Consider the following 15,447-nt stretch of genomic DNA (forward strand, 5'->3'; position numbering starts at 1 on the left):
CTATGTGTTCAAACCTAGCGCATTTACACATACTGTTACAACACTTTGTATAGCCGAACTTACTTTTTCCATAAGAGAAGGCTCTACCTCTACTATCTCAGCTCTCTCATAATGACCAGGTGCCAAGTATACCGTTTCTTGTTCTTTATTTCCCCATAGCTCGTTGTTCTGCTGATAACCTTCATTTATCATTCCCGCATTTGGCAGAAACAATGTATTTACATCATTACCATTATTTTTATAGTAGACGTCAATTTCAATATTAGCCAGCGAAGCTAAGATAGAAATTTCTTCTATGAAAACATGGTAACTTTGGCTGCTGATTGCCTCTAGATAAGATCTATAAATGGATTTGCCATTGAGAAAAGAATTTGCTGCAGTATCACTATTATAATTTCTATCATATTTTCTTTCACTAATATTGAGATTACTAGCACTAATGCTTCTTAAATCACCTATAACTTCATTTTCTTTTAATGTTGTAAGACAACATAACTTTTTTATTAATTTATTAGTCTTTTTTTTGATCTTCTCTACCCGTCTGTTTGTATGCTGAACCAAATCTTTTATTGAGTCCGACATACCAATCAAATGATTTGGATTTTCTAAGAATGCACCAAAAACTTTCTGCATCTGTCCCTTCAATAACTCAGGCATCCTTGGATCATTCAAAGAGTTAAATTGACTTAAAAATTTGTGCCATTCCATTCTCATATCTTGTGCTTTTTCAGTTTTATATTGACCAGAGCTATTATCACCAAATACCGCATGGAAAAAGCAGTTGCCATCACCTGTAGTATTATATTGAACAATTTTTGTTTGCTTACTTTCTACTGAATCTAAACTTACTCCGCTATCTTTACGACTTATATTTCCTGGACCACCTAATACAGGGCTTGGCGTGCCAGCCCTGCTTTGTTCATCCTTTTTCAACGCTTTTGCAAATTCTTTTCTCTTCTCTATTAATTGCTCTGAACTAAGTTCATATTTTAGCTGATCATCAATTTCATCAAACGATTTGCCTGCTTTCAGCATATCTGTAATTTTCTTAGCATTCTCTAAGGCAAATATTCCACAATTATACTTATCATCTTGTTGTTTAGCTTTTGAGTTTCTAATACTACTATTGTCTATTCCTAGAGTTTTCTGTAGCGCACTTGATACCTCTTCTGGTAATGGTTCACCAAATGAATCGCAATAATATGCTCTAAACTTTTTACTCTTTTCATCATGAGAAATAACCAATGTTACCCAATGATTGTTATTTAAGTTAAGAATTGAAGATAATACTAAATTGTTATCCCCTTTTACTTTATCTTTATATTCTTGCAATCGGTTCCCCAGAAAAGATGTAAGATTATCGAGGCAAGAAAAGAACACTCCTTTGGAAAATTCCCTGTGACCTTTTTTACGATATGGCATCCATCCATAGTAACTTTTTGCAATCTCTGCAATATCAAAATTACTTAACCAAAATTTATAATCTTCTTTTTTATTTGTCTTATATACAAAAGAATCCTTATTTTCTTTGCAGTCAAAAATACCACTATCCCTATCAGGAGTTTTCGGTCTTGCTTGCTTTTCTGGAGTCTTGCCTTGCAAATCTTGTAGTTCTGTATCTTTTTCTTCACTCTTTTCCCCCTTTGAAGCTCTTTTTCCATTAATATAGTTCTTCGCTAAGTAAAATAAAGGTTCAACAACCATTTTGTATGCTACTGTAAGAATTATTCCCATTAAAACCCAAACTACGGGGTTAGAGATGAGCATAGCAAGTGGAAAGGTCAATAGAGGGGATCCTATTACCGCCCCTAAACAGCCAGCAGCGAATGTGGCTGCTAGGCATACACAAGTAGCGTAGATAACGAATTCCTCACCAGCAAAGTCAGTGCTCTCTTTCTGATTATTTTTTGTAATACCCAACATACTACACCCTATGAACGCTAAGTTAATTAAATTTTAACAAATTCTAACAAAAAAATCAACCATAATAATTTTAGTAGTATGAGAATATATTGAATATTAAGAGCTTTTGGAGTACAGTAACAATGTTAGTAATAGCACAATATATGCACGATATAGAATATATACGCAAAAACCCTGAAGGATTTGAAAAGGCAATGAAAAGCAGGGGAATTAGAGAATCTACTGCGGAAGAGATATTAGAAATCGATCACGAGAAAAGATCATTAACCACTAAACTGCAGGATTTGAATAGGCAGCGCAATGAAATCACAGAGGAAATAAAAAAGCTTAAAATGAGCAAGAGCCCCTGTGAAGAGCAAATAGAGTTGTCAAAAAGCATCACAAATGAGATAGAGGCAATCAGCTTAAAAGAACAAGCAGAAAAGGATAAGTTAGTGAATGTTTTATCTAACTTGCCGAATATTCCTGCGCAAGATGTGCCAATAGGCGCAGATGAGAACTCTAATTTAGAGGTGAGAAGATATGGAGGAAAAAGACAGTTTGATTTTACAGCAAAATCTCATTATGAGCTCGGGGAAAAGTTAGGTTTAATGGACTTCGAACAAGCGGCGAGAATTTCCGGATCAAGATTTACGATATTAAAAGGACAGTTAGCTAAGCTTGGACGAGCGCTAATAAATTGTATGCTTGAAATGCATGTTAATGAATTTGGCTATACTGAGGTGTACCACCCGGCTTTGGTGAAAAACGAAGCTATGTATAATGTTGGTCAGCTACCGAAATTTTCTGACGATTCGTATTTAACTACCGACGAATTGAGGTTGATTCCCACAAGTGAAGTGTTTTTAACAAATTTAGTTGCTGACAAAATAATGGAAGAAAAAGAACTGCCTATTCGCTTTACTGCATATTCGGAGTGCTTTCGTAAAGAAGCAGGTAGTGCAGGTCGCGATACCAGGGGCATGATAAGGCAACACCAATTTGGTAAAGTGGAGTTGGTAAGCATCACAACTGAAGACCAATCAAATGATGAGCTTGAGCGTATGACGAGTGTTGCTGAAGAGATATTAAAAAAATTAGAATTGCCATACAGAGTAATGCTGCTTTGCAGTGGCGATATGGGTTTTGCTGCACAAAGGACTTATGACATAGAGGTATGGTTACCTGGGCAAAATAAATATAGAGAAATATCAAGCTGCTCAAATTGTGGTGCATTTCAAGCAAGAAGGATGAACGCTAAATACTCTTCAGAAACTGATAAAAAGATGAAAAAATATATTCACACTTTAAACGGCTCAGCTTTAGCTATAGGAAGAACGATTATTGCCATAATGGAGAATTATCAAAATTCTGACGGGTCGATTGCAATACCAAACGTGTTGCAAAAATACATGAGTAATGATACTGTTATAAGCAAATAATAATTTTGACATATAGAAAAGCGAGGAAATAAAGATGAAGGTTCTGGTTATAGGTTCTGGTGGGCGTGAGCACGCTCTACTTTGGGCTCTAAAAAAATCTCCTATCTTGACTGAGTTATATGTAACTCCTGGTCGCCAAGCTATGAAAGATCTTGGGGCTCTTGTGGATGTAAATATTCAAAATTCAGTAGATGTTACACAATTTTGCAAGAGAGAAAATATAGAGTTGGTTGTTATTGGTCCAGAACAACCAATAATTGATGGGCTTGCTGATGATTTAGTTGCAGAGGGAATAAATGTTTTTGCTCCAAGTCAAGCAACTGCAAAACTTGAGGGATCGAAGTCTTTCACCAAGGGACTATGTAAACGATATGGTATACCAACTGCCAAGTACGAGTGTTTTGTTGATGAAGGGTTAGCTAAAGATTTTGTACGTAGCAATAAAATAAAGTTTCCACTTGTAGTGAAAGCAAATGGAATTGCAGCAGGAAAAGGGGTGGTTATATGTAATACAGAAAGCGAAGCTTTTTCAGCAATAAATTCAATGCTAGTGGAGAAAAAATTTGGTGAATCAGGTGAAGAAATAATCATAGAAGAGTTTTTAGTTGGAGAAGAAGTAAGTTTTTTTGCTCTTATTGATGGGTTGAAAGTAGTAACTCTTGGGTGTGCAAAAGATTATAAGAGAGTTGATGAAAGTAATGAAAGCCAAAATACTGGAGGTATGGGGTCGTACTCATCACCTTCAATTATAAGTAAGGACATGGAGCAAAAAATTATCCAAAAAATAATATACCCTACAGCTCAAGCATTGGTTAACATGGGTACGTCTTATAAAGGAGTACTCTTTGCTGGTTTAATGATTTGCAAAGATAGCCCAAAACTTCTCGAGTATAACGTTAGATTCGGTGATCCAGAAACGCAATCTATATTACCTAGATTTGATTCAAATTGCGATTTGTTAAAATTGATGTTGTCAGTTGCAGAAGGAAAGTTAAATGTCAAAATGGTGGAACTTAACAACAAATCTACAGTTTGTGTAGTTGTTGCAAGTAAAGGCTATCCGGGTGATTATCAAAAGGGAGAAGTAATTAAAGGATTAGATAAGATTGAAAGCATTCCTGGTGTGTTGGTGTTTCATGCTGGTACTAAATTCGATGAAAGTGGTAACTTAGTTTCCGATGGCGGAAGAGTGCTAAATATAGTAGCAGAAGGGAGCACTATAGAGGAAGCCAAAAGTAAGCTGTACTCAGCATTAAATTTTTTAGAATGGCCAGGGGGCTTCTTCAGATACGATATCGGTAGTTAATGTTAGCTGTCGGTTAGCAGGTGGTTCACAGAAACGAAAAACTTCCTTGACAAACTCCGCCAGCCCCCTTATCATGAAACTGAAGCTATTGTATTTGCTTTCGCCAATCTGCAGATTAAAAGGTAAGGATTACTTAATGTATCGGCGTCTTATGTTCAATTTTTTGCAGTATATAGATACTGTATGTCTTTACAAAACTTCATCTACATCTAGATTTTTATCTAAATAAGCTGAACGCGCTTATAAAGCGTTACAAGACATCAAAAAATGCCAATACTCGACAGAGATAGTAAAAGACTAGCTAACTCGGGGATTCTTTGTCTTTTTTTCTGCTTAGTAAACTTCTTAAACATTTGCAGCGTAAGTTAGTTGCAATTAAAAGCAGCTTAATCTTGCTTGTCAAGCGTTTAAAACATAAAAAACGCCAATATTTTAAAGCGGATAATAACCCCAGGGCTTCTTTTGCCTTTTTTTTCATTTGGTAAATTTCTTAAATATTTATGGCTAAACGACAATCGTCATCCCGCTACTTGTTAGCGGGATCTAGAGATACCGCGGCGGTATGACGTAGGGAAACCTTTCTTGGGTTAGCTATAAAACTAATCAGCATCTTGTTTAGCACATATAAATTAAGTTTCACAAATATAGTGCTAAACCTTGAAAATATGTTATAGCTACTTCTTCCAATTTAGTGGTGGGTTTTGACAGTACACATGTTATTTTACTAGCTACCAACTCAAGTGTCACAGAAGTTGCAATCATTTTAAATGTCACAGAAGTTGCAATCACTGCATTTATATTCTGTACTTTAACATTTACTCTACTTTCTATTAGAGGCTTTACCCCCCCTACATCATTACGTACAGCAGTATGATTTATTTCATTTTTAGTTCCACTACTATGCTGCAACAAGATATCCCCATTAACTTTTATTTCAACATTTTTGTCACTACTACCATTGTTAAAATTTAATCCCTCATCTCTTCTACTTTGTCTTTTTTCTTTTAATTTTAATTCAGTTTCTCTTTCATCAAGTACGGAAACGGTAGGAAATGGGATGTGAGTTTTTTCCTGACCATCTTGATTTATAGCTCTTGTTGTATTAAAAGCTTCGTTGCTTTTACATGATATTGTATAAGTAAGTGGTGTGTAGATTTTTTCTTCACTATCTGGATATTTTATAGTTATTGTTGCATTAAGAATGTCTTTCAGAATATCGTTTTCTCTAGCTATGTCTAAAATTTCTTGAATAACTTTGCGATCATGTAATGCGGCAAGTAACTTATCAGTTACTTTTTGATTATTTTTATGTTTTATGGTTATTGTTGTGTTAAGAATGTCTTTCAGAATACCGTTTTCTTTAGAGACTTTTAAAGTTTCTTCAATAGTTTTGCTATTTTTACATAATATGGCATAAGTAAGTGGTGTGCAAGTTTCTTCCTGACCACCTGGATATTTTATAGTTGTTGTTGCGTCAAGAATGTCTTTCAGAATACCGTTTTCTTTAGCTACTCTTAACATTTTCTCAACAGCTATACTATCTTTACGTAGTATAGCATAAGCAAGTGATATAATAGTTGGTTCTTTACCCCGATGTTTGCTTACTTCCGTAGTAAGAATCCTTTGTTTTTCCTTTTTAGATATTTTTTCTAGTTCTTCAGCAATGCTACTTTTTTTGCCTTTTATTTTTGATGCTAATTTTAAAATATTTTTTTCATCTTTCTCTTTCAATTTCGAATCGTTTACCTGATGAGTCATTTTTTTTCTCAAGGTCTTTCTTATTAAACTAAGTATAACATTTCCTCTCTTCGTGGTTATAATATTTGCTTTTATGAATCAGTTGTGTTGATAATGTATTAATTGCATAGTTCAGACATTGTTTTATAAAGCAAAATTTTAGTAGACCACCTTACAAGAACGTTTCTTGCTAATTCTGAATCCGAAAAAAGGACGCAGTAAAGTTATTTGTAAGGGAAGAATGAAACTTGTAGCTATAGCTAAACTGACTTACGATAATTTGAAAAACCGTCATCCCGCTGCTTGTTAGCGGGATCTAGAGATACCGCGGCGGTATGACGGTTCGCAGTGGTATGACGGTTCGCGGCGGGATGACGATAAGCTCGTCATCCCGCTACATTAATATTGTATTAATAAAAACTTAATAATAATCCTTAATAATATATGAACTAACATGTTCGCAATTTCGTATGACAGAGGAAACAAAAGATGGATATGCTTCCTTATATGTTGCAATTCAGGAAGGTAATATTGAAGCTGCAGAACTACTAATAAAGTGTGGCACAAACGTCAATGATCATTATGAACGCAATCGTACGCCACTGCATATTGCCATCGGACGCAAACAATTAGAAATAGCAAAATTGCTAATAAAAAATGGAGCAAACGTTAATGCAAAAACTCAAAATCATGGTAAAGATGATCTAACACCAATGCACTTTGCAGTTTTTGCAAATACGCCAGAATTTATAGAATTACTAGCTAGCCATGGTGCATTGATTAATGAAAGAGAAAGCACCGAAGGGTATACTCCTCTTCACTTTGCTGCTTTGTATGGGAACAAAAATATAATACAAGCCTTAATTGATAAGGGACAAGATATTGAAGATGTGGACAATAATGGGCGAACAGCTCTGTTTTTAGCTGCTAGGCAGTGCACTGAAGCAGAAGATGATAGCAGAATAGAAATTATCAAGTATTTGATAGACAAGCTCAAAGCAGATGTAACAAAGAAAGACAATAATAACAATGCAGTACTCTTTCCTGCCGCTAATAATTGCCCTGGAAAAGTGGTAGAATTCATCATTGAGCAATATATAAAAATCTTTGATTTAGAGAATTTTATCAACCACAAAAATAATGATGGAATGGATGCTTTGGATATTGCGCTGAATAGTGGAAACGAAAAAGCTATTGAAGTATTAAGATCATATGGAGCAGATATCAAGAATAAGGTAGATGGTAGCATTCAAAAAATTACTGCAGAAAAACCAAGTAGTACCCTAGACAGAGCAGAAAGTGCAGAGGTAGCACCTCCAATTAAGCAAAGAGTATAAAACTTTTTATAAAGCGATTATAAATTTCAGTAAGTTGCAGAGGCTCTACAATGGGAAGTGTAGTATGTTAGCAGATACAAATGACTAGATAAATTATATTTCATTAAAGTCATTTATCTTGAAACATAAGCAGGATTTTGTATAGTTGTTTCAATTTGGGTCTGTATATTGAAACAATGCGTGAAAATGACAGGTCATTGTACAAGAGATACCTAATTCGCCGACAAGAATACTAGATAAAGAAACTTACATTTCAATTATTTTACAATTTCTGTATAATCTTAAAAACTCAATTAGTGCGTTATGAAGATAATAATAGGTAATGCTAGTAAGGAATTAGGGGAATCAGTAGTTAACCGGCTAGATGTTCAACCATCCTCTGCTTGGATATCAAAGTTTACCGATGGCGAGGTAAATGTAGAAGTAGCAAATGATCTGTATAATCAAGAAGTATACATAGTACAATCTCTTTCTCCCCCTGTGAATGATAACCTTATGGAGCTTCTGCTTATAATTGATGCAGTAAATAGATTAGGAGCCAAAAGGATAGTAGTAATTATTCCTTATTATGGATATAGCAGACAAGATAGAATTATCAAAAACAATAATATGCAATCTGCTTTAAGTGCTAAATTAGTTGCAAATCTTATTCAAACTGCAGGTGCAAGTAGTGTTGCAGTTATTGATTTGCACTCAAGTCAAATTGAAGGATTCTTTGATGTACCGGTAACTAATTTGAACTGCTTTGAAGCATTTGTTGACTCTATAAACACGGAAAATTTGGCAATTGTTGCACCTGATGTTGGGGCAATTGGCAGAGCACGTGCTTTTGCGAGGGCTTTAGAGGAAAAGTACAAGATAGGGTTAAGTGATAAGATTATTGTAGTAGATAAATATAGGGAGAAAGCAGGCACATCTCAAGTAATGAACATAATAGGAGAAGTTGCAAACAAAAATTGTGTCATTGTTGATGATATAGTTGACTCTGGTGGAACGTTGTGTAATGCAGCTCTTGCTTTAAAAAGTTACGGAGCAAAGTCCGTAACTTCATGCATCACACACGGTGTGCTTTCAGGAAGTGCAGTTGAGAAAATCTCTTCCTCTTCTTTAGATAAATTAGTGATTACGGATACCATACTTCACAAACTTGAAAAAACTGGTAAAATAGAAGTTGTTTCGGTTGTAAATATTTTAACTCACTTCATCCAAGGAGGTAGAAATGCCAGCTAAGTCAACAGAAGACGTTATCACTTCACTAATAGAATTTGCAAATAAGAGAAAAATAACAATTACCAAGGAAGAAATGCTTAAAATTGCACAGCTTGTAAGGATTAAGTTATCAAATGACGAGATTGATCACTACTCCAAAGAACTGACAATGCTGGATTGGATACACGATACTTTATTGCAAGTTAATACTGAAGGTGTTTCTCCTATGCGTTATGGCAGCATAGACAAGGACATTCATGTACGCGATGATGTTATAAATTCTCAAAACATTAAAAAAGAGATATTGTCCAATACAAAACCTGAGCATGGGTATTTTGTAGTGCCAAAGGTTATAAGCGATTAAAGTAAAATAAGGCTCATATCAAACCTATAATAGATCTACTTTCAAAAATAAGACCAATCCGGTAAAGAAGCATTTGTGGGAGTGGAAACCATTTTTTGATTTTTCTTTACTAAGTCTACTAAATATAGTTTAGAGTTGCTTGGTGATTCTGTTCTTGTAAAAATGATTTCTCTACCATTTGGTAGCCATGCCGGGGATTCAATTTTATGCCCCTCTGAAAGCAGACGTTCTTCTTTGCCATCTGGCTTCATAACTCCTATGTAAAATTTTCCTGACTGAATCTTTGTAAAAGCTATCAGATCTCCTTTTGGCGACCAAACAGGCGTAGCATATCTTCCACTTCCAAAACTAATTCTTTTAGGTTTTTTACTTTTGTTAGTAAAATCGATAACGTACAGTTGCTGACTCCCACTTATATCAGAACTAAAAGCCATATACTTTTGATCTGGAGAAAAAGAGGGAGAAGTGCTTATAGCTGAACCTTTAGTAATTTTTTTTGTTCGTTTACTACTTAAATCCAAAGATAATATATTCGTTTCACCACCCAATGAGTGGGAAATTAAAAGAGATTTACCATCGGGAGAAAATCTTGGTGCAGAAACAACTCCTTCAAATGCGCTGATTATTGATTCAGTGTTATCTTTTAAATTTTTTAATATTATATAACTTTTACCATTTGCGTACGAGATATAAACAATATCCTTTCCATTTGGTGAGAATCTCGGTGTTGACACAAATCTATTGCCATTTGTTAAGTATTTTATATTACTTCCATCTTGATTCATCACAGCAATTTTACGCACAGATTTGTAGTTGCTATCTTTTTCTTCAGCGATATACGTGATTTTTGTGTTGAAGTGCCCTTTCTCACCAATTAATCTATCATGTATCACATCCGAAACGAGGTGACCAATTTTTCTCCAGTCTTTTGCTGGAAAAACAACTGACTGAGTAAGTAATTCTCTTTTTGTAAAAGTGTCAAATAAACGAAATGATAGCTCTAATGCACTACCAGATATTTCGCTTAAACTTACTGTGACTACAGTATCGCTTTTCCAAGATTTAGATTCAGCTTCCGCGCCACGTTTTACATTAAATAAGCCACAATTAGATAAATTTGTTCCTATTACCTTTGCAATATTTTCGCTTAATTCGCTTTCCAACGCTGTTTTACATGTACATTTAGATACAACAAGACCAATGTTACCAACACTGCTTTTTTTTATATCAACATATAAAGCAGCTTTTGTAAAATAAGGAATAAATAACGAAATAAATAACACCAGATGAACGAATAGCTTCATTCATTTCATACCTGTTCTATCTGAACCTCAATTATAGGCCTTTTTAGTAAATATTCCTTTAAGATACTCAATATTGAACTTTCAATCTTATTTTTAATTTTTTTTGTTGGCTGCAAACTAAACAACGACTCAACTTTCTTGACAATTTTCTGTATGGTAGCTGCATCTTCTAGCACTTCAAAAACACCAGGTACAAATACTTTTGGTTTAGCAAGCAATTTATTTTTCTTGTTTACAACTGCTGTTACCACAATAACTCCGGCATCTCTCATCCTTTTACGCATTTTTATAACACTGCTCTCCGGATGACGTAGCAGCATACCATCAATACCAAAGTAGTCAACATCAATTGAATCAACTTTTTCTCCGTTCTCCAAATTAACAATATCACCTGGTGCAATCATTATTGCTTTTGCCACACCGCACTCTTTAGCAAATTTTACATGTGCATGCGTGTGAATATATTCGCCGTGAACTGGAATAGACATCTTCGGTTTTATTAAAGAATACATTTCCTTTAGCTCTTCTCTTGTTGGATGCCCAGAAGCATGAACATGCTCTGTTTTTTCAGTAATAACTTCTACCCCCATCTCAATAAAGGCATTGAGCATGTTGTGCGCACGAGTTTCATTTCCAGGAATGATTTTTGACGAAAAGATCATGGTATCACCTTGCTGCATTTTAAATGCTTGATGACTCTTAGCAGCAAGTCTTGCGGTAGCTGCCAGTGGCTCACCTTGACAACCTGTGCAAAGTAGCACCAGTTCTTCCCTTGGAAAATTTACTGCTTCCTTTGCTTCAAGAAACTGAGGAGAATCAGTTAAATAACCACTATCTTGCGCAACTTTCACTATTCTCCATAAAGATCTACCAAGTAAAACTACTTTTCTATTTAGTGCTTTTGCAGCTTGGCTTATCGTTTCAATTCGTGCCACATTTGAAGCGAATAGCGAAACAGCAACTAATTTTTTAGACCGCTTTATTATGTTATAAATATTATTATAAATTTCACCTTCTGACTCAGGGTGATGCTTGCTTAATATATTGGTTGAATCGCAAATTGCTGCAAGCAGGTCACCTTTATCGCCAATTTCTTTTAGACGCTCCATATTAGAAGTTAATCCAACAACAGGTTTTGGATCAAATTTCCAGTCTCCGGTATGGAGTGCACTACCCATTTCAGTGCTAATTAATATTGAATTTGCCTCAGGAATTGAATGAGTTACATTTATAAACTCGACGGTAAAAGGACCCAAATTTATGCTGCCATTTATGTCTACCTCTTTTACAGGCACTATACCTTCCAATCGAAATTCTTTTAGTTTTTCTTTAAGAAAATTAACCGTAAACTTTGTTGTATATATGGAGCACTGCAACTCTTCCCACAAGTGGGGCACTGCACCGCAGTGGTCCTCATGTGCATGTGTAATTATTATTCCAAGTAAATCTTTTTTTCTTTGAGCAATAAAATCTATATCAGCAATGAGCAGCTCAACACCTGGCATAGTTTCATCTGCAAAACCAACACCAAGGTCGATCATAATCCACTTACCTTGGTAATGATATAGGCTAACATTCATCCCGATTCTTCCTACTCCCCCAAGCGGAAGAAATAAAAACTCATTTTTGTTTATATTCATTAAATTTAAATTATTAAAACCTGAGAATAGCAAAACTTCGACCTTAAATAAAGAAATTTATTGCTTTTACATAGTTTTATAGCTAACCCAAGAAAGGTTTCCCAACGTCATACCGCGATTTATTCGCGGTATAGATTCCGCTAACGAGTAGCGGAATGACGAATTTGTTGTTTTTCAAATTGTAGGTAAACCTAAGCCACTTTGGCTATAAGGAGCTAAGAAGTTTCTATTGGCTAATTATTGTTAAGTTTTCCATGAGTGAGATCAAAAAATTGCAGGATTAAATGAAAACCCGTAAACAGTTACCCCTTTATGTCATTTAGCAGATTTCTTATTTTTTTTTTACTTTACTAAAAAACCCTTCAGATTGCTGTTGTACACTTGCATTTTCCTCTTCTTCAAGCGCTTTTAATAGTTCAATTTGCTTTTTAGTTAAATTTTTTGGATTTAAAGTCTCAACTATTACCTGTACGTATAAATCACCACGAGCATGTGAGTTCATATATGGCATACCCTTTTCCCTACAACGTAGTTTGGTACCAGTTTGAGTGCCTTCAGGGACCTTTACTTTTATTTTAGCTCCATCAATTGATTGAATATCGATTTCACCACCAAGCACTGCTAGTGTCATTCTTATAGGCACTTTACAGTGTAAATCTGCTTTATTTCTAGCAAAGATTTTATGGAAAATTATTTTCACGTATACGTATAAATCTCCACTTTTTCCACCTTTTGTTCCAGCTTCTCCTTTACCACTTATCCTTACCTTAGCTCCTTCTTCTATGCCTTTTGGAATTGAAACGGATATATTTACTTCATCTCTTCTACGTCCACTTCCACCACATTTCTTACATTTGTTTTGTATTATTTCTCCTTCCCCATAGCATGTAGTACATGTTCTTTCGATGGTAAAAAAGCCTTGTTGAGTTCTAATCCTACCGCTTCCCTGGCATGTGTGGCACTGAACTGGTTTAATTGCTCCTTCGCCACCTGTGCCTTGGCATGTATCACATTTTACATTTGTCACATAATGTATAGGCGCTTGTATTCCTTTAAATGCATCTTCTAAGGTAATTTCAAGATCATAACGTAGGTCTGCTCCAGATACTCCTGTTGTACTTCTTTTTGCTCTCGATCTACTTGCACCACCACCGAATCCTCCACCAAAGAAGTCATTGAATATGTCGCTAAAATCTCCTGCAGAGCTAAAGCCTTGAAATCCACCAGAAGCACCTTCGTGGCCATAACGGTCATAGCCTGCCCTTTTCTCAGAGTCAGACAGAACTTCATATGCAGCTGTTACTTCTTTAAATTTTTCCTCTGCTTCTTTATTGCCAGGATTTCTATCAGGATGATATTTTAACGCTAATTTTTTATATGCTTTTTTTATCTCATCAATATTGGCATTTCTGCCTACTTCCAGCAGATCATAGTAGTCTTTTTTGCTCATATATAATAGTTTAGTGTTTAACCTTTAAAGATAGGTATTACATATATTAATTTCAAGTGTGACTTCTGTTTCCTATAAAATGTGGTGCACCCTGAGCGACTTGAACGCCCGACCTTTTGATCCGTAGTCAAATGCTCTAATCCAACTGAGCTAAGGGTGCTTTCACAAAGTTAACTTTAGCAGGTTTTGTAGCTTGATTCAATTAATTTGGCTAAAAATAAAACTGTTAATTTTTATCACGCGTGAACCCCTTACAATTCCCAAACTTCTGTTGCAAATAAGGATTATCAAATGCATTTTGAGGAGGAGCAGTTGGAGTAGTATTAGGATCTTGAGAAAAGTAAGGAGGTGGTGCATCATAACGAGAAGAATCTCCATAACCATGCCCTTGTTTAAGATAGCTATCTACCGCTCTTTCAGCTTTCTCGATATTTTCTGATTCTTCCTCATGCTTCATATGAAAAGCTAAACCACCAGTAAAACACACAAGAGAATTAACGCCAAGGATAACTAAACCCCACACTGGTAAGACTGGGTAAACAGCACAAGCTACCAAAGCTGCCAAAGAAACAGCGCCAACCGCAAATTCTATATTTCTGAACGTTTTAAATTTACTATCCAGGTAATCTATTTTTTCTTCTTTTCTAGCCACTTTTCTGCTGCTGTTATACCAAAAACACATACCAGCATGGAAAGCAACACACACAACTGCAGCTACCATACCTAAAGCTAATAACTTTCTATTGTCTTCTGAGTCTTTTTTCTTATCTTCTCTGCTTTGATGGCTACCACTACTGAAACCAGGGTTATTTATAACTGTAGTATGACCACCAAACAGGCTGCGAAGTAGTAAATAATCCCAAAAATCTAAACCTCTATCATTGTATACATGTATATGTGTAGTCTGAGAGCCTGTAGGTTGTGCGTTATTCCCTGCGTTATATTGATCATTTCTGCTTCCTGTATCGTGCCTATTGCTTGAATTTGGATGTGTAAATTCTTCATACACATTTTTAAAATTCTCCTTGCTCCAAGTTAAATTCGGTGTATTATTACAATACTGTAGAAACCCTTCAATATTATTATTATTACCTAATTTCTTTATATAGGCTAACGCATACCTTTTTAAAACACTATCACTTGCTACCATAAATACCCTCTTAAGTTAAGATTAAATTAATAAATATTTATTATAACAAGATAACATCTACTTGTCAACTTGAGCCTGATTCAAGTATCCGTTCAGAGTGTGGCAGAAGAACTTATTCAAATAAAGTAGGTGGTAAAATATAAACATTTTATAAAGTGAAAAATGGACTTTTCAGACCACTGCCGAGCTAAAAAAGCCCTGAAAAACGTGATACTTAGGCTACTTCTTGCTTAAGCTGTACAATTTCAGCTTGAGAAAGGCCAGTGGATTCAGCTATTAAATTAACAGATACACCAGCTTTAAGTAAATTTTTTGCAACTTCGATTTTTCCTTTCTCTATACCTTCCTCAAGTTTGTATTCAAGAATGGCTTCTTCTTTCCGCAGATCCATTATTCTTTCTTCATATGCTACTAAATCTTTCTCATTCCAGCAAAACTTGTCTAACTCATCGTAGGCTAACTTTATTATTGGTGCTTTTTCTGCTATCAACTATGTTTTTTAAAAATTTTTTTATTTGTGTAATTTTGCAAATTATATGGGCAATAAAAACCCGTTTGTCATAGAAATAGAATTTTATATCAAACAGCTACCACAGCAATTTCTGC

The 15,447-nt window shown here is 35.1% G+C and carries 12 protein-coding genes, 1 tRNA gene and 1 pseudogene; 5 read left to right on the top strand and 9 right to left on the bottom strand.

Annotation, left to right across the window (positions count from 1 at the left end):
• Complete coding sequence (locus ABWU40_RS01510; RefSeq protein ID WP_151807695.1) at positions 1-1,923, bottom strand: Ulp1 family isopeptidase; 1,923 nt, start codon at positions 1,921-1,923, stop codon at positions 1-3.
• Between the two features lie 143 nt (positions 1,924-2,066).
• On the opposite strand from ABWU40_RS01510, the gene serS reads away from it, so the two are divergent.
• A complete protein-coding gene (gene serS / locus ABWU40_RS01515) occupies positions 2,067-3,344 on the top strand; it encodes a serine--tRNA ligase (protein ID WP_141457322.1) in 1,278 nt (425 codons plus the stop codon).
• A 34-nt stretch (positions 3,345-3,378) separates the two neighbouring features.
• The gene (purD, locus tag ABWU40_RS01520; RefSeq protein WP_015588772.1) at positions 3,379-4,650 is read left to right on the top strand and encodes a phosphoribosylamine--glycine ligase; all 1,272 of its coding nucleotides are present in this window, start codon (positions 3,379-3,381) and stop codon (positions 4,648-4,650) included.
• 301 nt (positions 4,651-4,951) lie between these two features.
• On the opposite strand, the gene ABWU40_RS01525 is transcribed toward purD, so the two are convergent.
• The gene (locus ABWU40_RS01525; RefSeq protein ID WP_155968924.1) at positions 4,952-5,128 is read right to left on the bottom strand and encodes a hypothetical protein; all 177 of its coding nucleotides are present in this window, start codon (positions 5,126-5,128) and stop codon (positions 4,952-4,954) included.
• A 158-nt stretch (positions 5,129-5,286) separates the two neighbouring features.
• Positions 5,287-6,408: a hypothetical protein gene (locus ABWU40_RS01530; RefSeq protein ID WP_353279246.1), complete on the bottom strand. Its 1,122-nt coding sequence runs from the start codon at positions 6,406-6,408 to the stop codon at positions 5,287-5,289.
• A gap of 449 nt (positions 6,409-6,857) precedes the next feature.
• Between ABWU40_RS01530 and ABWU40_RS01535 the strand changes: the two genes are divergently transcribed.
• The 3 genes from ABWU40_RS01535 (at position 6,858) to gatC (ending at position 9,297) form a co-directional block, all read left to right on the top strand.
• Positions 6,858-7,724: an ankyrin repeat domain-containing protein gene (locus ABWU40_RS01535; protein ID WP_141456808.1), complete on the top strand. Its 867-nt coding sequence runs from the start codon at positions 6,858-6,860 to the stop codon at positions 7,722-7,724.
• Positions 7,725-8,027: 303 nt separating this feature from the next.
• Positions 8,028-8,954, top strand: a complete 927-nt coding sequence (locus ABWU40_RS01540) for a ribose-phosphate diphosphokinase (protein ID WP_015588775.1) — start codon at positions 8,028-8,030, stop codon at positions 8,952-8,954.
• On the top strand, positions 8,944-9,297 hold the full coding sequence (gene gatC, locus ABWU40_RS01545) for an Asp-tRNA(Asn)/Glu-tRNA(Gln) amidotransferase subunit GatC (RefSeq protein ID WP_015588776.1): 354 nt from the start codon (positions 8,944-8,946) through the stop codon (positions 9,295-9,297). Before ABWU40_RS01540 ends, gatC begins: the two co-directional genes overlap by 11 nt.
• Before the next feature lie 41 nt (positions 9,298-9,338).
• Here the strand turns inward: gatC and ABWU40_RS01550 are convergent, their stop codons facing one another.
• From ABWU40_RS01550 to ABWU40_RS01575, 6 genes and pseudogenes are all read right to left on the bottom strand, one after another.
• Positions 9,339-10,601, bottom strand: coding sequence for a protein TolB (locus ABWU40_RS01550; protein WP_353279249.1), 1,263 nt, complete (start codon positions 10,599-10,601; stop codon positions 9,339-9,341).
• Positions 10,602-10,606: 5 nt separating this feature from the next.
• Positions 10,607-12,241 (bottom strand): ribonuclease J, encoded by a 1,635-nt coding sequence (locus tag ABWU40_RS01555; RefSeq protein ID WP_012673044.1) that lies wholly within the window; start codon positions 12,239-12,241, stop codon positions 10,607-10,609.
• Between the two features lie 331 nt (positions 12,242-12,572).
• On the bottom strand, positions 12,573-13,691 hold the full coding sequence (gene dnaJ / locus ABWU40_RS01560) for a molecular chaperone DnaJ (RefSeq protein ID WP_015588778.1): 1,119 nt from the start codon (positions 13,689-13,691) through the stop codon (positions 12,573-12,575).
• Between the two features lie 82 nt (positions 13,692-13,773).
• Positions 13,774-13,851: transfer RNA gene (locus ABWU40_RS01565), tRNA-Arg, on the bottom strand.
• A 66-nt stretch (positions 13,852-13,917) separates the two neighbouring features.
• The gene (locus ABWU40_RS01570) at positions 13,918-14,841 is read right to left on the bottom strand and encodes a hypothetical protein (protein WP_015588779.1); all 924 of its coding nucleotides are present in this window, start codon (positions 14,839-14,841) and stop codon (positions 13,918-13,920) included.
• A 214-nt stretch (positions 14,842-15,055) separates the two neighbouring features.
• A pseudogene (locus ABWU40_RS01575) lies at positions 15,056-15,328 on the bottom strand (hypothetical protein); the annotation flags it as partial.
• Between the last annotated feature and the right edge of the window lie 119 nt (positions 15,329-15,447).

The organism is Wolbachia endosymbiont (group A) of Cydia amplana (genome assembly GCF_964028495.1).
Classification (GTDB): Bacteria; Pseudomonadota; Alphaproteobacteria; order Rickettsiales; family Anaplasmataceae; genus Wolbachia; species Wolbachia pipientis.

Coding starts and splice junctions, on each gene's coding strand:
- ABWU40_RS01510 (WP_151807695.1), bottom strand. CDS start 1,923: ATGTTGGGTATTACAAAAAATAATCAGAAAGAGAGCACTGACTTTGCT.
- serS (WP_141457322.1), top strand. CDS start 2,067: ATGCACGATATAGAATATATACGCAAAAACCCTGAAGGATTTGAAAAG.
- purD (WP_015588772.1), top strand. CDS start 3,379: ATGAAGGTTCTGGTTATAGGTTCTGGTGGGCGTGAGCACGCTCTACTT.
- ABWU40_RS01525 (WP_155968924.1), bottom strand. CDS start 5,128: ATGAAAAAAAAGGCAAAAGAAGCCCTGGGGTTATTATCCGCTTTAAAA.
- ABWU40_RS01530 (WP_353279246.1), bottom strand. CDS start 6,408: ATGACTCATCAGGTAAACGATTCGAAATTGAAAGAGAAAGATGAAAAA.
- ABWU40_RS01535 (WP_141456808.1), top strand. CDS start 6,858: ATGACAGAGGAAACAAAAGATGGATATGCTTCCTTATATGTTGCAATT.
- ABWU40_RS01540 (WP_015588775.1), top strand. CDS start 8,028: ATGAAGATAATAATAGGTAATGCTAGTAAGGAATTAGGGGAATCAGTA.
- gatC (WP_015588776.1), top strand. CDS start 8,944: ATGCCAGCTAAGTCAACAGAAGACGTTATCACTTCACTAATAGAATTT.
- ABWU40_RS01550 (WP_353279249.1), bottom strand. CDS start 10,601: ATGAAGCTATTCGTTCATCTGGTGTTATTTATTTCGTTATTTATTCCT.
- ABWU40_RS01555 (WP_012673044.1), bottom strand. CDS start 12,241: ATGAATATAAACAAAAATGAGTTTTTATTTCTTCCGCTTGGGGGAGTA.
- dnaJ (WP_015588778.1), bottom strand. CDS start 13,691: ATGAGCAAAAAAGACTACTATGATCTGCTGGAAGTAGGCAGAAATGCC.
- ABWU40_RS01570 (WP_015588779.1), bottom strand. CDS start 14,841: ATGGTAGCAAGTGATAGTGTTTTAAAAAGGTATGCGTTAGCCTATATA.